Raw genomic sequence first — 16664 nt, 5'->3', positions numbered from 1 at the left:
GGTTTATTTGGCAGAAACTACTTCAATTTCAAACAAAAGTGGTGAGTTTCCTGGAATGTCTGCCCCCGCTCCTCTTGAGCCATATCCCAAAGAAGAAGGAAAAATGAGCGTTGCTTTTTCCCCAACTTTCATTTTTGCAATGCCTTCATCAAAACCCTCAATCACCTGACCAGCACCTAAAAAAAAGCTAAACGTACCCGCATCAAAGGTACGGTCAGTGAGTAGTTTTCCTGTGTATTTGACAGTTACCGATTGCCCTGATTTAATACTCGCCCCCGTAGGATTGGCCTTGGTTAAAATGTAGCGCAGTCCCGTAGCCGTCTTTTCTGTGACTACCAAGTTGTTATTTTTGATGTAATTCTCAATTTGTTGTTCTTCAGTCCCTGATAAATCTTCACGGTTACAACTTACAACCAAGGCAAAAACCACCAAGAAACCGACCAAACGAAATAATGCTTTCATAGATACATGTAAAAAGTAAGCAACAAAATTAAGCAAGATATTGGCGCAATTTGCATATTTGACCAAAACGCTAAAAAAGCCTCTCAACAAATACGGCCAACTCCTTGACAATCTGATTCTTTCTGCTAATTTTGTTTTACTTACTGATTCCACCCACTCTTTGACTTTTCAACTTATGAATGCTGTTCTTACCAAAGCGCATCTTTTCAGAATTGTGTTGTTTTTTATCGTCAGTTGCACAACGTCCTTGGCGAATTCTATCTTAATCACCATGGACGACAAGCAAACCAATCACCTCAAAGCTTACGGGGTGGCTTATTGGGAACTGAAAGCCGACCGCGAAGTGAATTGGTTGCTCAACTACCGTGGCGGAAGTTTTATGATGAACTACTCAACCGTCCTTGAGCGTGAGTGTCGGCTGCGTGGGGTGTCGTATGAGGTCATTTCAGATGCCAATGCGAAGTCTATTTTAGCCCAAATTGCCCACCCTGATGTCAACATGGATGCCGTTAAACTTCACAAAGCTGCCCGAATTGTGGTATATAGCCCCATCAAAGTCAGCACTTCATCTTTTGAAGATACGGACGCTGTTTTGCTGGTGCTGAAGTACGCAGAAATTCCGTTTGAAATTGTCTATGACGAAGAAATCTTAAAAGGCGACCTCGCCAAATACGACTGGCTGCACCTTCACCATGAAGATTTTACGGGGCAATTTGGCCGAAACCGCCGCCGTATGACCGTTGCCGATGTGCAAGCCCAAGAAAATATTGCCAAAAAATACGGTTACAAAAAAGTATCACAGCTCAAGCTCGACGTTGCCCGAAGCATCAAAGGTTTTTGCGCGGGCGGTGGATATTTATTCGCCATGTGTTCGGGCGCAGAATCATTGGATGTTGCCCTCGCAGCCGAAGGAGTTGATATTGTTCCATCTATTTTTGACGGAGACGGCGTAGATCCCAAAGCCCAATCCAAGCTTGATTTTGGTAAAACAATTGCCTTTGAAAATTTTGTTCTGGAACTCAACAATGACGACGATTACCGAGGTGGCGGCATGTCGTTTTCTAGCATCAATTCCTCTTCAGGACAAGGCTGGGGCGACGAAACCACTAACTATTTTTCATTATTTGACTTTTCGGCCAAATGGGACGTGATTCCCTCCATGTTGGTTCAAAATCACGAAAACCTTATTCGCGAATTTTTTGGACAAACTACCGCTTTCAACAAAAAAACGGTCAAATCTAGTGCTTTGGTCATGGGACAAAGCAAATCGTCGGATCGTTATATTTATGGTGAATTAGGACGCGGGCAGTGGACTTTTTACGGCGGCCATGACCCCGAAGGACAACGCGGTTTTCATCGGATGCCGACCGACCTCAACCTCCACCCACATTCGCCTGGGTATCGGCTCATTCTCAATAATGTATTGTTTCCTTCGGCAAAAAAGAAAAAACGAAAAACCTAAGATTAACACGGTTTATAAACCCAAAACAACATTTCAAAACCGTTACCTAACCATTGGTAGAGTTAGGAAAAACTTCGCATCCATGGCGTGTAGTTTTGCTCAAAAAACGTACGCCAATGAATAAATCACCCCTCATTACCTCGGTTGTTTTAGCAGCGGGATTACTTACTAATCAGGCCCTTTTTGCGCAAAAGTTTTTGCAAAAAATCAGAGAGAAAGCCCAAGCCGCCACCGAAAGTCTAAATGGTAGCTCGTCGTCTCGGCCAACCAAGGCATTATACGAAAAACAACAGGCTGACGCCGCCAAAACTATCCTAGAAGAAAAAACCATTGCCAAAGACCCTTACGGACTTGGTGGTATTTATTACACACGGGAGTTGTTTGTTTGTGGCACTGAGACAAACAACCTCGACAAAGCCATCGGAAAATTTTTGGTAAGTTTTGAAAAAGAACCTAACGCCGTAAAGCTAAAACTCACGCCAAGTTACGAAGCTGAGGGCGTCTCAAGTCTGGTACTAGGGAGAAATGACTTCCCTGCCGACTTAAATTTGAAGGTCAGTGCAGCTATTAAACAGCCCCGTTTTGACGCAACACTCAGTAAAGGAGCCTATTACGGATTTTATGCCAAACACACGCAGGTAGAAGACGGTAAAGTTGTCAAAGACACCAAAGAGACACTCCGCGATTGCTCGGTGATGCACATTGTACTTATTGAACCTGGCATTTTGTTGATGACCAATGGAAGTGGCCTTTATTACATACCAAAAGGTGGACGCACTCCCGACGACGTTGCCAGAGAGAAACTTGACCCCGTGGCGGTGTTATATACCAAAGACAAAGAAAGTAGAGCCAAAAGTCTGACCGATGAGCAAATGTATGAAATGCTTGTAACTCACCAAAAAGCCTTTCAAAAACGATATGATTTACAGATTGACGGCCAAAAAGAGGCTTTAAAAATGTTAGAAGCAGCAAACACACCTCGTAGCAATAGTAACGGTGCAAGCAATACCAGCACGAGCACAAACAAAGAAAAACCTGCAAAAACTACCGAAAAACCGTTTAAAATTGAATTACAAAACTTAACTTCGGAAGATGTTTATTTCACAGTAAAAGGAATGAGTAATTCGCTTCAACGAATTGGAAGTAAGTTCATTAGCAGCGTATATGTAAAACCTGGGGTGACGATTGTCTCCAAAAGTGGCAAGCTTATTGCAACCATCACCGAAGATACCAAACCTAGTACCCGATTTAAAATTGAGTAATTTACCTTTCAGCATCATGTCAAAAAATAAAACTACCGAAACCAACGCCAATGTCAGCGATTTTTTAAACGCAGTCAAAGACGAAACCAAACGCGCCGATAGCTTCAAGCTGGTCGAACTGTTTGAATCAATTACAGGCTCACCCGCCAAACTTTGGGGGCCAAGCATTGTTGGTTTTGGAAGTTACCATTACAAATACGAAAGTGGGCGAGAAGGAGAAGCACCCTTGGTGGCATTTTCACCAAGGGCGGCGGCGCTTACGGTCTATTTTTCTTCATCATTTGACCAACGAGAAGAGCTTTTATCTCAACTTGGTAAGTACAAAACCGAAAAAGGTTGCATTTATATCAAAAGACTCAGCGAAGTCAACCTCGATGTGTTGGAGGAGTTAATAATTAAACAAATTGAACACACGCAGCAACTTTACAACTAAATGTGGTTAGATTTGTGGGAAGCAAAAACAATACGTTCATGCAAATTCTTGCCACAATCGCCATCGTCCTCGTTGCAGTAGAGCACCTTTACATCTTGTATCTTGAAATGTTTGCGTGGGAAACCCTCGGCAAGAAGACCTTCAAAGGGTCGTTACCTGACGAGCTGTTTAAACCAACCAAAACACTAGCGGCCAATCAGGGGCTTTACAATGGCTTTTTAGCCGCAGGACTCTTATGGAGTCTAACCGTTTCGGAACCTGAATGGAGCAGCAAAATCGCCATTTTTTTCCTGTCGTGCGTTATTGTAGCAGGTGCTTACGGAGCCTTCAGTGCCAGCAAAAAAATATGGTTTGTGCAAGGTTTACCCGCACTTATCGCCCTTGGCCTCGTACTTTGGTCACGCTAAACAGGCAAATTAATTGTTAGCCTCATTTAATTCGGCTTTGTTAATCAAGATTGAACCAGACTCCGAATTTGCTTCATCAATGCTTCATTAATTTTTACGTAACTTTCTTTTGTCCAACCCGCCACGTGTGGCGTAAGAATGACGCGATTGGAAGCCCGTAAATAATCAAAAGCTGCCTGTTGCGCTGGCGTAAGCGTTTTTAATTTTTCATTTTCTAGTACGTCCAAACAAGCCCCGCGAATTTTTCCACTTTCCAAACCTCTTACAACAGCTTCGGTGTCAACGATTTCGCCCCGTGCCACATTCATCAAAAAAAATGGGCGAGCTACTTCTGCCACAAACACATCGTTTATCCAATGTCGGGTTTCTTCCGTCAGCGGTACGTGAAAGCTAATTACGTCGGATTGGTTCATAATCTCGTTGAGGGTTGCTTCTTCCGCATGGGCATTTCCGTAGTTGGTCAAATACTTATCGTAGGCCAGCACACGGCAGCCAAAGCCGCTTAATCGCTGGGCAGTAGCACTGCCATTGAAACCAAAACCAATCAAGCCTACGGTCTTTCCCATCAGTTCAATCCCACGGTTTCCTTCTCGGTCCCATACGCCCTGACGAACTTCACGGTCAGCTTTGGCAATATTAGCAAACAACCCTAATAACATGCCCAATGCGTGTTCGGCCACGGCATCGCGATTGCCTTCGTTAGCGGCAAATACCTGAATATTTCGCCGTGCAGCGGCGTCCAAATCAATCAAGTCAAGCCCCGCCCCTGCCCTTGCGATAAAACGCAATTTTGGTGCTTTTTCTAAAATTTCTTCGTCGATATATGTTTTACTTCTAATGACTAAACCTTCATATTTGGCAAGGTTTTCGAGAATGTCGGCACGTTTGAAAGTTGGTTCATAACAATAAGATACGCCAAGCGTAGTAAGCATATCGAAGAGGGAAGGATGAATGTCGTCGGCAATTAAAATCGTCATATCAAAATGTCAGCGTGAGTCTGGTTACAAAAATAGTGCGCTTTATTCGTAAATTGCGGCACATTGCACAAATCTCATTTATTATTTTGAATCATGAGTGAATTACTTTCTGATAAACCTGTCATTGGAATTACGTTAGGAGACTACAATGGTATTGGCCCCGAAGTCATTCTTAAAGTATTACATGGCAACCAACTTAATCGTATTTGTACGCCTGTCGTATATGGTTCGATGCGCATCTTGAATCGTTATCGTAACCAGTTAGAAATGAAGGACTGGAACCTGTTTGGGGCGCAAAAAATCGACGTGATTAACCCCAAAATGACCAACGTAATTACGTGTTGGCAAGACCCACAAGAGGATATTCAGCCAGGAAAAGTCACTCCCGAAGCGGGAAAAGGAGCCTACGAGTCGCTAAAACGCGCCGTTGAAGACCTGAAAGAAGGCCACCTTGACGCAATTGTTACGGCACCTATCAACAAAAACAATATCCAAAACGACGAATTTAACTTTCCTGGACACACTGAGTACCTTGCCGAAGCTTTTGGTGTAAAAGAGCCGTTGATGTTTATGGTGAGTGATATTTTGCGGGTGGGCGTTGTTACTGGTCACATTCCCCTTGGCAAAATCGCCGAGAATATTACCAAAGAAAAAATCATGGCGCGATTGCAGGCCATGTTAAAGTCGTTGCGGGTCGATTTTGGCATCCGCAAACCACGCATTGCAGTGCTTGGGCTCAATCCCCACGCTGGTGAGGGCGGCTTACTCGGAAGCGAAGAAAACGAAATTATCGAACCCCTCATCAAAGAAATGCGCGCCAAAGGACAGTTGGTTTACGGCCCCTATCCTGCCGATGGCTTTTTTGCGGCTCAGTCGTATCGCAAGTATGATGCCGTGTTGGCCATGTATCACGACCAAGGATTGACGCCTTTCAAAACGATTGCTTTCAACGATGGGGTCAATTTTACGGCAGGTTTGCCCATCGTTCGTACCTCGCCCGACCACGGTACGGCTTACGATATTGCGGGCAAAAACATAGCCGACGAAACATCCATGCGACAGGCAATTTTTACGGCGATTGATGTCGTCCGTCAACGCAAGGAACAGGCCGAACTAGAAAAAAATGCGTTGAAGAAAAACCCCGTTGTGGAGAAAATGACTTCGCAGGAGGAGAAATAGTGCGCTGTTTTTCAATTAGCACATTGCCAAATTTTTAAATAACTGTAAGATGCTCAAATCAATGACGGGCTTTGGGAAAGCCACCATCGAATCTGATACGCTTTCGGTCACTGCCGAAGTCAAATCATTGAACTCTAAGTTTTTGGATATATTTTGTCGCATTCCAAGAAATTATTCGGAGCGTGAAATCGAAATCCGCAACCTCATAACGCAGTCGTTGGAACGCGGTAAAGTGGAGTTTACCATGACAGTTACTCCCATTGGCGACAACAGCGCAGGGACGGTTGTTAACAGAGCATTGGTAAAAGCTTATTTTAAAGATTTGCACCAAACAGCCGAAGAACTTGGCTTTGCCCCCACGCCTACTGAAGTATTGCGGATGGCGCTTCAAATGCCCAATGTCTATTTGGCTGACGCCCCAACCGAAGACCAGCAAGCCGCCGAAAGTATCCAAATTCAACAAGCAGCGCTCGAAGCACTAAAAAAATGTAACGAATTTCGCCAACAAGAAGGGCGTGCCTTGGCAAAAGTGTTTCGTACTTCCATTCAAAAAATCGCTGATTTACTTTTAGAAGTAGAAGAGCTTGATAAAACGCGCATTCCTTCGGTTCGGGAAAGGTTACGTAAAAATGTCCGTGATTTGATTCAAGACGAAGCATTTGACGAAAACCGTTTTGAGCAGGAATTGGTCTATTTTATTGAAAAATTCGACATTTCGGAAGAGAAAGTTCGCCTCAAAAACCACCTTTCCTACTTTATCGAAACCATGGAAAGCCGCGAAAGCAACGGCAAAAAATTAAACTTCATTGCCCAAGAAATTGGTCGTGAAGTCAATACAATTGGTTCCAAAGCCAACGATTCTTCCATTCAGCACGTAGTGGTTCAGATGAAAGATGAATTAGAAAAGATCAAAGAGCAAACGGCAAATATTATCTAGTTATCTTTCACCTTCCCGAAAGTTGGAAACTTTCGGGAAGGTGCGATACTATCTCAAAGCACTGCGAAGCGCCGATACCAACGCCGCCATATCCTCCTCCGTATTATACAAATGAGGCGACACCCGAATACCTTGTCCACGGGCAGCAACAATCACTTTTCGGGCAGCCAATGCCTGTTGCACTTTCATTACGTCTATTCCCGCAGGTAATCGCAGTCCCATTAAATGGTGCGCTCGCTCGGCTTCGGGTTCAAACAATACCCCCAATTCCTCCAACGCAGGCGATGCCCCTTTCCAAAGTGATTGGCAATGCGCTTGAATGCGCTCAGTTGTCCATTCCAATTTTTCTCGAAGGGCCACTTCTAGCATCGGCATCTGGATGAAGTGTGAATGTTCTCCCACATTGTACCGAAACGCCTTGGGACGATATTGGTCTTGGTAATCTGTCAGTTGATTGAATAAATTGCTCTGCTGTCGGGCCATCCACGTTTCTTCCAGAGGCACACCATCATCAAAAAATTCACCAAAATACGCCAATCCCATCGAATAAGGCCCCATCAACCACTTGTAAGCTACCGCAATCAGGGCATCTGGTTTGACGGCTTGCACATCAAAAGCCAACGCACCCAACGACTGCGTGGCATCAATCGCCAAAAGTGCCCCAAACGATTTTGCTTTTTGGGAAATAGAAACCAAATCAAACTTTATTCCGTACTGCCAATGCACGTGTGGTACAATGACCAAGGCCGTTTGTTCAGAAATAGTTGCCAAAATTTGTTCGTTCCAAACTTGCCCTACCTTCTCAGCATCGGGCATTGGAATTGTTTTGATGACCAATCCCAACTCCTCGCAGACGCGTTGCCAAGGATAGACATCGCTCGGAAATTCGTCTCCCACAAGTAAAATGTGTTGACCAGCCCGCAGCCCTTTTTTTCGATGTAAATTTCTGGCGACGATTCCCATACCATACGAAACCGACGGAATGATGGCAATCCGTTCGCGGTCTTGGGCATTGACCAATTGAGAAAAAAGTGCTCTAACTCCCCATACTCCTTCAAAAAAATCATCGGGGCGAATTTGATGGATGGATGGCGTAAAAGTTGAAATAGCGTTGATGCCTGCTTGTTCTACCGCTTTAGAAAAAGGCCCACGAGTGGCGCAGTTGATGAAGTGAACGTCGGGTGGTAAGTTGAATTGAAGTGAAGGTAACATCTAGGTTTAAAATGGTTTTGCCAAATTAAACCAAAATTTGGTTAAAATTCTTTAAAAAAGCCTCACTCGCTTTCTTCCTTGGTTCGTTATCGAAATAAATAGCTATTTTTGCGACGTTCCGTTCAATAAACACAAACCGTACTGTCATTAAGTATGCCTTTAAAAAAGAAAAAAGTCGGTAGCTATCCAAACGCAATGATCATCGCCAGTTTGACGGCGGCGTTGTTTTTGATTGGTTTTTGCGGGTTATTGGTAATGCAGTCTAAAAAGCTCATTTCCATTATCAAACAAAATATCGAAGTGAGGGTAATGCTCGACAAAGATTTGGATTCAAATCAAGTGACCAAGGTATATAAAAGCATCGTTGCTCGTCCGTTTGTCCTTTCGATAGATGGCAAACCACAAGTTACTTTTTTCTCCAAAGATGAGGCTGCCAAGGAATTTATCGCCGACACCAAAGAAGACTTTTCTACGTTATTAGGCGATAATCCGCTGCACGATAGCTACCGCGTACGTTTGCAAGAAGATTATTTTGAAGATACCAAGCTCAAACAAATCAAGGCCGAACTTGAAAAAAATGATGGCGTTTTTGAGGTCGTTTACCAAGAAAATTTGGCAGATCAAATCAACAAAAACCTCACCAAAATTTATTTAATTCTGGCCACATTTGCCATTATTATGCTCGTTATCATCATCTTGCTGATGAATAATACCATTCGCTTGGCACTCTATTCGCAGCGATTTTTGATACGTAGTATGCAATTGGTAGGTGCCACAAACGGCTTTATTCAGCGTCCGTTTTTGAAAAATGGGGCCGTTCAAGGGCTGATCAGTGGGCTAATTGCCGCAGGTTTAATCGTAGCACTTCAACAACTTGCCCTTCACCAAATCGAAGGACTGCACCTTCTTCAAGAATATGACAAACTTAGCTTTTTGCTCGCTGGGGTTATCATTTTGGGCGCTTTGATTGGCACAGCAAGCACATTTCAAGCATTGGCCCGTTATTTGCGCATGGCTTTGGATGATTTATACTAAACTACCACATTTGATTTTAAATAAAATAACATGAAAAAGAACGCATTACCTTTTGGAAAAAATAACCTCACGCTCATGATTGTGGGCATCGTCCTTGTACTCGGTGGTTTTGTCCTAATGAGTATGGACTCTGCCGAATTCGGTTTTGGAACACTTGGACTTACCGTAGGCCCGCTTGTCGTCGTCTCTGGTTTTATTGTCGAGTTTTTTGCCATTTTACGTAAGCCCTAATCGGCTTTTATATCGTCTCAATTACAATTTAGTAAATGAACCTTCTTCACGCACTTATTTTAGCCATCATCGAGGGCATCACCGAATATTTACCTATTTCATCCACTGGCCACATGATTTTAGGCTCCTCTTTTATGGGGATTGCTTCGGATCCTTTCGTAAAGTTTTTCACAGTGGCTATTCAGTTAGGTGCTATTTTGTCGGTTGTAGTTTTGTATTTCAAACGTTTTTTTAAAAGCATTGACTTCTACATCAAACTATTCATTGCCTTTATTCCAAGCGCCATTTTTGGTGTTTTATTCAGCGATACCATCGACGCCCTGCTCGAAAGCCCGCTTGGGGTAGCCATTTCGTTACTCGTCGGCGGTATCATTCTTTTGTTTGTTGACAAATGGTTTACCAAAGCTTATATTGTTGATACCGACGAAGTTGACTACCTGACCGCATTAAAAATTGGATTTTTCCAATGTATTGCCATGGTTCCTGGCGTATCTCGTTCGGGAGCAACCATTGTAGGTGGGATGTCGCAACGACTCTCTCGCAAAGCCGCCGCTGAGTTTTCGTTTTTCTTGGCAGTTCCAACCATGTTTGCAGCAACCGCCAAAAAGGCGTACGATTATTATAAATTGGGCTTCGTCCTCAATGAAGAACAAATTAAACTTTTGGCCATCGGAAACGTAGTGGCGTTTATTGTTGCTATGTTGGCCATCAAATTCTTTATTGATTTTCTGACCAAATATGGCTTCCGTTTGTTTGGTTGGTACCGCATTATTGTAGGCGGCATTATCCTTGCGTTGCTTTTGGCAGGATATAACTTACAAATAGTTTAAACACGGGTTTCTCTTTGCGCCTTTTATTTCGTACATGACAGACATTACGCCCACCTCTCCCGAAGAAGGAGAGGTAATCTTATTAAATAAGCCCCTGACGTGGACATCATTCGATGCCGTCAACAAAATCAAAAAATCGTGTCAGGTCAAAAAAATTGGCCATGCAGGTACCCTCGACCCGCTCGCCACAGGTTTGTTGATTCTTTGCACGGGCAAAAAAACCAAGGAAATCGACTCGTACCAAGGCGCGGAAAAAGAGTACACGGGAAAAATGGTGCTTGGAAAAACCACCCCTTCGATTGATCTTGAAACGGCCTTTGATGCTGAATACCCCACTGAACATATTACGCACGAAGCCTTAATGAAAGCGGTTCAGCAACTTACGGGCACCATTGAGCAGTTTCCCCCCATTTATTCGGCCGTAAAAATAGGGGGCGAACGCCTCTACAAAAAAGCACGCCGAGGCGAAGCCGTGGAAATAAAACCCCGTACGGTTACAGTGTCTCTTTTTGAAATAGATGACTCTCATTTTCCTGAGATATACTTCCGAATTGTCTGCTCTAAAGGCACTTACATACGAAGTTTGGTGCGGGATGTGGGGATATTGGTCGAATCGGGAGCCTACATGAGCGAATTATGCCGAACCCGAATCGGCAAATTTTGGTTAAAAGATGCAGAAGAGATTGAAGGATACGTTGCTCGAAAAAGAGCCGAATTAGGTCTTTCATCATAACAGTTCAGTTAAGACGTAGTTAATGCAAGTTTACCACGATATAGCAGATTTTCGTCCGTTGAGTAACGCCGTTGTGACCAGCGGGACGTTTGACGGTGTTCATTTGGGGCACCAAAAAATCCTGAGTCGCCTTCGTGAAGCTGCCCAAGCCTCGGGTGGCGAAACGGTGGTGATTACCTTTTGGCCCCATCCCCGCATGGTGGTTTCTAACGACAGCCAAAATCTTCGGCTGCTTTCCACAATTGACGAAAAGATTGAATTGCTTCGTCAAAATGGCGTTCAGCACCTCGTAGTCGTTCCTTTTACCCGCGAATTCAGCGAACTAACCTCCGATGAGTTTATTCAACAAATTTTGATTGATACCATCGGCACCAAAAAATTAGTCATTGGCTATGACCATCATTTTGGCAAAAACCGAGAAGGAAGTTTCGAGTATTTACAAAAAAATGCCCACCGATTCGGTTTTGAAATTGAAGAAATTCCGCGCCAAGAAATTGACCATTTGACGGTAAGTTCTACCAAAATTCGGCAATCGCTGGTTGAAGGAAAGACTTCAGTGGCCAACGAATTGCTCGGACGCATCTATACTTTTACGGGCGTGATTGTGAAAGGCCGCCAATTAGGCCGTACGATTGGTTATCCAACAGCCAACGTTCAGGTACTTGAATCTTACAAGCTGATTCCTGCTGACGGCGTTTATGCCGTTCGTGTGCATGTGCGAGGACAATGGCTCAAGGGCGTTATGAGCATTGGTTTTCGCCCTACTGTCAACGGCATCGGCCGAACTCAGGAAGTATATATCTTTGATTTTCAGGAGAATATTTACGGAGAAAAAATGACCGTTGAGAACGTTGCGTTCATCCGTCCTGAGTTAAAGTTTGATGGTCTTGAAGCACTCAAAAAAGCCATCGACGACGATTGTACGGCTGCTTTAACTCTGTTAGAATCCTAAAAAAGGTGGTTTGGAATCAATCCACAACCACCTTTTCATCATTTCACCAGAACCTTTCTATCCTTCCCATTCGTCGGTATTGTCGATACCCAACTTCTTAGGGTGGAATACAGGATCAAGTCCTGCTTTCCGTTGTTCTTCGTAATCTTTAAATGCTTTAAATGCTGGTTTACGTAGTAAGAAAATGGCGATAATGTTCAACCAAGCCATCATTCCTACCCCAATATCTCCGATTGTCCAAGCCAAAGCCGCCGTCTTGACAGAACCATAAAAAGTAGCGGCCATGATCATCACCCGTAGCGCTTGTACTAACCACTTGTTTGTGCTATTTGATAAAAGATAACTCAAATTTGTTTCAGCAATATAGTAATAAGCCATGATGGTCGTAAAGGCAAAAAAGAGCAGTGCAATAGCCACAAAACCACTTCCCAACGCTGGAAAATGCGTGTTGATAGCCGCTTGGGTAAACTCTGAACCAATGGCAAGGCCAGGTACATTTTCAACAATAAACCCTCCTGCTGGATTGACAACGTTGTACTGTCCCGTAAAAAGAACCATCAGGGCAGTAGCCGTACAGACAAACAAAGTATCAACATATACTGAAAAAGCCTGCACCAATCCTTGTTTTACTGGGTGGCTGGTTTCGGCAGCAGCGGCGGCGTGCGGTGCCGTTCCTTGGCCTGCTTCATTGGAGTAAATACCACGTTTTACCCCCCACGAAACGGCCATGCCAAAAATCCCCGCAAAGGCTGGCTCGATGTCGAAAGCCGAACGAATAATTAAGCCAAGTACGGCTGGTACTTGGGTGATGTTAAGGGCAATAACCACCAAGGCCATCAAAATATAGGCGCCTGCCATAAATGGCACCACCACTTCTGCTACTTGGCCAATGCGTTTTACCCCTCCAAAAATGATAAGTGCCAGCAATGCCGTTACAGCTGCACCAGTTATTTCTACAGGAATGCCAAAAGCAGATTTTGCGCTAAGTGCAATGCTATTGCTCTGAACACCAGGCAAAAACAACGCTGTACTCAAAATGGTAGCCCCCGCAAACAGCAAGGCGTACCAACGGATTCCGAGCCCTTTTTCGATGTAAAAAGCAGGCCCACCACGGTATTGGCCATCTTGTACCTGCTTGTAAATTTGCCCCAAGGTTGCTTCAATAAACGCCGAAGATGCACCCAAAAACGCGATGGCCCACATCCAAAACACCGCTCCTGGGCCTCCCATGGCGATGGCCGTGGCTACACCTGCGATATTCCCAGTCCCGACCCTGCCCGAAATGGCTATCGCAAAGGCTTGAAACGAACTCACGCCCTTGTCAGAGGTTTTTCCTCCAAACAGTAGTTTTACCATTTCTCGAACGTATCGAACTTGCAAAAAACGGGTTGTAACCGAAAAATAAATGCCCGCACCTAAACAAAGTAAGATGAGGGCATTACTCCAAATAATGTCGTTAATGAACGTAACTGTGGATTCCATGTAGCGTTTGGTCTTATGAATAAATTAGGAATTTTCGGACAAGTTACCACTTTTTTGCTATATATTCCTTCATTTTATTCACTGACTAAATCTATTTTACATGGGTGTAAAACTCGATGCAGCGGCTTCGTTGGCCAATTGATGGGCATTTTCTTTGCCTAAATATTGATCAATTAAGTAATGAGCACCGTACAATACGGGGGTGGTTAAAAGTGCAATACAGCCTTTATAAATGTAATTTATAGTTCCAACTTGAAGTATTTGGGTCACAGACCAATTCCCAAAAAGATAGAAGGCAATAAAAATTACGACGAAGCTGTCAACAAGCTGTGAGAAAAGTGTCGAACCCGTAGCCCGCAACCAAATGTATTTTCCTCCCGTACGACGGCGTAACCACGAAAATACCGTGACATCGAGCACCTGTCCGATAAGAAACGCAACGATAGAACCCAACATAATGCCTAAGCCTTGGCGGAAAATTTGGTTAAAAGCACCATCAATATTCATGGCGTTTCCGTGGCTATCTTGGCTATTTACTTCCAACCAAAACTGAGCAGGTGGAAGCGACGTGGTTGCATAAATCACAATGTACATATAAGCAATAAATCCTGCCGTAAGGTACGATATACGTCTCACCCCTTTTTTGCCAAAATATTCATTAATAATGTCAGAAGTAATAAAAACGATGGGCCAGTTCACGACTCCTGCCGACATATTGAAATCGAGTTTTGTGCCAAAAATGTCAAGTTGGGCGGGGCTTGTCCCCAACAATGTCTCTACCGAAAAAATCTTTACTCCAATAATCTCGGCAATGAGTGCATTGGTTAAAAATAATCCGCATAAAAACAGGAATAAAAACTGTTTCTTCTGCTCGAACGTGTTTGAAGTGGGCATGTCAAGAACGAGTTTTGGGTTTATTGTTTGTGGTTTTGAGTTTGTGGTTTATTTTGCCCGTTGCCAATTTGCCATTTTGGCACATTTAGACTTCCACTAATTGCTAACGGCTAGTTGCTGCAGGGCTTCTTCTACAGAGTGAACGGGTAATTGGCACGTTTTGTTAAAACAAACATATACCGTTGTGGTATCCGTCGAAGACAACCGTCCTTCCAAAAGTGGTAAGTCTGAGGTAGTTTTGGCCCCGACAACAATCTTATTTGGCCAAAAAGTTGTCTCTATTTCTTTTCTAAAAGCGTCTATTTCTGGGCCAACCAGTACTACTTCGGCGGTAGGTTGTACGCGCATCACGTATAGTGCCGCCCAGTTTGTCACCCATTGTACATCGGTCATCATCGAACGTTTCAATTTTGACAACATCCAATCGGCCAATTCAATATACTCATCATAGCTCACGAGCATCCCTAAAACGTAAAGATTATGTGCCATAAGCGAGTTAGAGGCAGGAATAACGTTGTCAAAAATTTCCTTTTTACGGGCAATCAATTCGTCTGATGAGCTATCAGTAAAATAAAAAAGCTCATCTTCTTCATCGTACAAATGTTCAATCGTATAAGCGGTCAATTTTAGGGCTTCGTCGAGCCATTCTTCTTCAAACGTAATTTGATACACCCCAAGGTACGCATCAATCACCGAGGCGTAATCTTCCAAAAATCCAACAATCGTGGCTTTTCCTGCTTTGTAACTGTGCCAAAGGCGGTGGTTTTCGTTGGTCATTTTGGTTTTGAGGAAGGTCGCATTTTGCAACGCCAATTCTCTAAATTGTTCATCCCCAAAGGTACGATACGCATCCGTCAACCCCTTCAATGTCAAGCCATTCCATGAGGCCAAAATTTTATCGTCCAATCCAGGACGCACCCTTTTTTCTCGAACTTCAAAAAGCTTGTCCAGCGCCGCGCTGTACTTTTCAGTAAAAACTAGGTTCCAGTCTGCCTGAGGAGTCAAGTGCAAATGATTGTAGCCGTGTTCCCAGTTTCCTGCGGCACGAATAGAATATAATTTGGAAAACCATTCAAAATCGTCGCCTAAAATTGATTGCAATTCGGCCTGTGTCCAAGTATAAAACTTCCCTTCTACTCCCTCACTATCAGCATCTAAGGCCGAATAAAACCCGCCGTCTGGACTTAGCATTTCCCGACGCAGCCAGTCAACTGTTTCATACACCCGACGTTTGTACAGCTCATTTTTGGTCAACGTATAAGCTTCCGAATACATACTCAAAAGTTGTCCATTGTCGTAGAGCATTTTTTCAAAGTGCGGAATAAACCAATCTTCATCCACCGAATACCGCGCCCATCCGCCACCGACGTGGTCGTAGATTCCTCCCAGCGCAATCCGATTCAAACTTAGTTCAATTTGGCGCAGTGCCTCGGGGTTTTTCGAAAGGGCATAATACCGCAACAAAAACTTGTAAATAGAGGGCATCGGGAATTTGGGAGCACGTTCCATCCCTCCTTTTTCCAAGTCAAAATTTTGTTTGATATGCTCAAACATTTCATCCAAATCCTCCTGACGAAACTCCGTCGTTGACCCGTCCAAATGGTATTTATTGGACTCTTTCATTAGCATATTTTCAACAAAGCCAGCCGCCGATTTTTCCAATTCATCCCGATGGTTCACAAAGGCATTTTGTACGCTATTGAGTAGGTTCACCCAATTCCGTGGCGGCATGTAAGTCATTCCATAAAAAGGCTTGGCTTCGGGCGTTAAAAAGACATTCAAGGGCCAACCACCTCTCCCACCCATGGCATGAAGGGCATCCATGTATATCGAATCGACGTCGGGGCGTTCTTCACGATCTACTTTTATACAAACATAGCCTGCGTTCATAACTGCCGCAACTTGCTCATTTTCAAAACTTTCCCTTTCCATCACATGACACCAATGGCAAGCCGAATAACCAATACTTACAATGATGGGCTTGTCTTCGATACGGGCTTTAGTAAGGGCTTCTTCTCCCCAAGGATACCATTCCACTGGGTTGTGAGCGTGTTGAAGCAGATAAGGCGATGTTTCTTCGATGAGGCGGTTTGGCATAAAATGTTCTTTTAAATGGTAAAGACCAACGATAATACAAAAGTTTCCAAACTGACGAAAATCCTGTAATCCTTTTTGA

The 16664-nt window shown here is 43.8% G+C and carries 17 protein-coding genes; 11 read left to right on the top strand and 6 right to left on the bottom strand.

Features of this window, described 5'->3' with window-relative positions; translation table 11 throughout:
• Nucleotides 1–3: 3 nt before the first annotated feature.
• Nucleotides 4–462, bottom strand: a complete 459-nt coding sequence (locus tag DTQ70_RS07765; protein WP_122930282.1) for an FKBP-type peptidyl-prolyl cis-trans isomerase — start codon at nucleotides 460–462, stop codon at nucleotides 4–6.
• Between the two features lie 271 nt (nucleotides 463–733).
• Between DTQ70_RS07765 and DTQ70_RS07760 the strand changes: the two genes are divergently transcribed.
• From DTQ70_RS07760 to DTQ70_RS07745, 4 genes are all read left to right on the top strand, one after another.
• Nucleotides 734–1924, top strand: a complete 1191-nt coding sequence (locus DTQ70_RS07760) for an asparagine synthetase B (RefSeq protein ID WP_229600139.1) — start codon at nucleotides 734–736, stop codon at nucleotides 1922–1924.
• 116 nt (nucleotides 1925–2040) lie between these two features.
• Nucleotides 2041–3186, top strand: coding sequence for a hypothetical protein (locus tag DTQ70_RS07755; protein WP_164489919.1), 1146 nt, complete (start codon nucleotides 2041–2043; stop codon nucleotides 3184–3186).
• 16 nt (nucleotides 3187–3202) lie between these two features.
• Nucleotides 3203–3619, top strand: a complete 417-nt coding sequence (locus DTQ70_RS07750) for a DUF1801 domain-containing protein (protein WP_122930280.1) — start codon at nucleotides 3203–3205, stop codon at nucleotides 3617–3619.
• A gap of 38 nt (nucleotides 3620–3657) precedes the next feature.
• A complete protein-coding gene (locus DTQ70_RS07745) occupies nucleotides 3658–4026 on the top strand; it encodes a DUF1304 domain-containing protein (protein WP_122930279.1) in 369 nt (122 codons plus the stop codon).
• 44 nt (nucleotides 4027–4070) lie between these two features.
• On the opposite strand, the gene DTQ70_RS07740 is transcribed toward DTQ70_RS07745, so the two are convergent.
• Nucleotides 4071–5003, bottom strand: a complete 933-nt coding sequence (locus tag DTQ70_RS07740) for a 2-hydroxyacid dehydrogenase (RefSeq protein ID WP_122930278.1) — start codon at nucleotides 5001–5003, stop codon at nucleotides 4071–4073.
• A gap of 93 nt (nucleotides 5004–5096) precedes the next feature.
• Here DTQ70_RS07740 and pdxA point away from each other — a divergent pair, with 93 nt between their 5' ends.
• On the top strand, nucleotides 5097–6182 hold the full coding sequence (pdxA, locus tag DTQ70_RS07735) for a 4-hydroxythreonine-4-phosphate dehydrogenase PdxA (RefSeq protein WP_122930277.1): 1086 nt from the start codon (nucleotides 5097–5099) through the stop codon (nucleotides 6180–6182).
• Between the two features lie 49 nt (nucleotides 6183–6231).
• Complete coding sequence (locus DTQ70_RS07730; RefSeq protein WP_122930276.1) at nucleotides 6232–7119, top strand: YicC/YloC family endoribonuclease; 888 nt, start codon at nucleotides 6232–6234, stop codon at nucleotides 7117–7119.
• Between the two features lie 48 nt (nucleotides 7120–7167).
• Here the strand turns inward: DTQ70_RS07730 and DTQ70_RS07725 are convergent, their stop codons facing one another.
• Nucleotides 7168–8331, bottom strand: a complete 1164-nt coding sequence (locus DTQ70_RS07725; protein ID WP_122930275.1) for an aminotransferase class V-fold PLP-dependent enzyme — start codon at nucleotides 8329–8331, stop codon at nucleotides 7168–7170.
• Between the two features lie 153 nt (nucleotides 8332–8484).
• Between DTQ70_RS07725 and DTQ70_RS07720 the strand changes: the two genes are divergently transcribed.
• Genes DTQ70_RS07720 through DTQ70_RS07700 form a run of 5 tightly spaced genes read left to right on the top strand, consistent with a single transcriptional unit; the run spans nucleotide 8485 to nucleotide 12112 of the window.
• Nucleotides 8485–9366: an ABC transporter permease gene (locus DTQ70_RS07720; protein ID WP_122930274.1), complete on the top strand. Its 882-nt coding sequence runs from the start codon at nucleotides 8485–8487 to the stop codon at nucleotides 9364–9366.
• Between the two features lie 30 nt (nucleotides 9367–9396).
• Nucleotides 9397–9597: a DUF3098 domain-containing protein gene (locus DTQ70_RS07715; protein WP_028523007.1), complete on the top strand. Its 201-nt coding sequence runs from the start codon at nucleotides 9397–9399 to the stop codon at nucleotides 9595–9597.
• A 35-nt stretch (nucleotides 9598–9632) separates the two neighbouring features.
• Nucleotides 9633–10427: an undecaprenyl-diphosphate phosphatase gene (locus tag DTQ70_RS07710; protein ID WP_122930273.1), complete on the top strand. Its 795-nt coding sequence runs from the start codon at nucleotides 9633–9635 to the stop codon at nucleotides 10425–10427.
• A gap of 34 nt (nucleotides 10428–10461) precedes the next feature.
• A complete protein-coding gene (truB, locus tag DTQ70_RS07705; protein WP_122930272.1) occupies nucleotides 10462–11160 on the top strand; it encodes a tRNA pseudouridine(55) synthase TruB in 699 nt (232 codons plus the stop codon).
• 22 nt (nucleotides 11161–11182) lie between these two features.
• A complete protein-coding gene (locus DTQ70_RS07700; protein ID WP_122930271.1) occupies nucleotides 11183–12112 on the top strand; it encodes a bifunctional riboflavin kinase/FAD synthetase in 930 nt (309 codons plus the stop codon).
• 57 nt (nucleotides 12113–12169) lie between these two features.
• Here DTQ70_RS07700 and DTQ70_RS07695 read toward each other — a convergent pair whose 3' ends face one another.
• The 3 genes from DTQ70_RS07695 to DTQ70_RS07685 all read right to left on the bottom strand — a co-directional run bounded on the left by DTQ70_RS07695 (nucleotide 12170) and on the right by DTQ70_RS07685 (nucleotide 16585).
• Nucleotides 12170–13594 (bottom strand): sodium:alanine symporter family protein, encoded by a 1425-nt coding sequence (locus DTQ70_RS07695; RefSeq protein WP_122930270.1) that lies wholly within the window; start codon nucleotides 13592–13594, stop codon nucleotides 12170–12172.
• Nucleotides 13595–13690: 96 nt separating this feature from the next.
• Nucleotides 13691–14488, bottom strand: coding sequence for a queuosine precursor transporter (locus DTQ70_RS07690; RefSeq protein ID WP_122930269.1), 798 nt, complete (start codon nucleotides 14486–14488; stop codon nucleotides 13691–13693).
• Between the two features lie 96 nt (nucleotides 14489–14584).
• A complete protein-coding gene (locus tag DTQ70_RS07685) occupies nucleotides 14585–16585 on the bottom strand; it encodes a thioredoxin domain-containing protein (protein WP_122930268.1) in 2001 nt (666 codons plus the stop codon).
• Between the last annotated feature and the right edge of the window lie 79 nt (nucleotides 16586–16664).

The sequence above is a fragment of the Runella sp. SP2 genome (genome assembly GCF_003711225.1).
In the GTDB taxonomy this organism is placed as follows: Bacteria; Bacteroidota; Bacteroidia; order Cytophagales; family Spirosomataceae; genus Runella.
This window is presented reverse-complemented; position numbering and strand designations above follow the sequence as displayed.

Coding starts and splice junctions, on each gene's coding strand:
- DTQ70_RS07765 (WP_122930282.1), bottom strand. CDS start 462: ATGAAAGCATTATTTCGTTTGGTCGGTTTCTTGGTGGTTTTTGCCTTG.
- DTQ70_RS07760 (WP_229600139.1), top strand. CDS start 734: ATGGACGACAAGCAAACCAATCACCTCAAAGCTTACGGGGTGGCTTAT.
- DTQ70_RS07755 (WP_164489919.1), top strand. CDS start 2,041: ATGAATAAATCACCCCTCATTACCTCGGTTGTTTTAGCAGCGGGATTA.
- DTQ70_RS07750 (WP_122930280.1), top strand. CDS start 3,203: ATGTCAAAAAATAAAACTACCGAAACCAACGCCAATGTCAGCGATTTT.
- DTQ70_RS07745 (WP_122930279.1), top strand. CDS start 3,658: ATGCAAATTCTTGCCACAATCGCCATCGTCCTCGTTGCAGTAGAGCAC.
- DTQ70_RS07740 (WP_122930278.1), bottom strand. CDS start 5,003: ATGACGATTTTAATTGCCGACGACATTCATCCTTCCCTCTTCGATATG.
- pdxA (WP_122930277.1), top strand. CDS start 5,097: ATGAGTGAATTACTTTCTGATAAACCTGTCATTGGAATTACGTTAGGA.
- DTQ70_RS07730 (WP_122930276.1), top strand. CDS start 6,232: ATGCTCAAATCAATGACGGGCTTTGGGAAAGCCACCATCGAATCTGAT.
- DTQ70_RS07725 (WP_122930275.1), bottom strand. CDS start 8,331: ATGTTACCTTCACTTCAATTCAACTTACCACCCGACGTTCACTTCATC.
- DTQ70_RS07720 (WP_122930274.1), top strand. CDS start 8,485: ATGCCTTTAAAAAAGAAAAAAGTCGGTAGCTATCCAAACGCAATGATC.
- DTQ70_RS07715 (WP_028523007.1), top strand. CDS start 9,397: ATGAAAAAGAACGCATTACCTTTTGGAAAAAATAACCTCACGCTCATG.
- DTQ70_RS07710 (WP_122930273.1), top strand. CDS start 9,633: ATGAACCTTCTTCACGCACTTATTTTAGCCATCATCGAGGGCATCACC.
- truB (WP_122930272.1), top strand. CDS start 10,462: ATGACAGACATTACGCCCACCTCTCCCGAAGAAGGAGAGGTAATCTTA.
- DTQ70_RS07700 (WP_122930271.1), top strand. CDS start 11,183: ATGCAAGTTTACCACGATATAGCAGATTTTCGTCCGTTGAGTAACGCC.
- DTQ70_RS07695 (WP_122930270.1), bottom strand. CDS start 13,594: ATGGAATCCACAGTTACGTTCATTAACGACATTATTTGGAGTAATGCC.
- DTQ70_RS07690 (WP_122930269.1), bottom strand. CDS start 14,488: ATGCCCACTTCAAACACGTTCGAGCAGAAGAAACAGTTTTTATTCCTG.
- DTQ70_RS07685 (WP_122930268.1), bottom strand. CDS start 16,585: ATGCCAAACCGCCTCATCGAAGAAACATCGCCTTATCTGCTTCAACAC.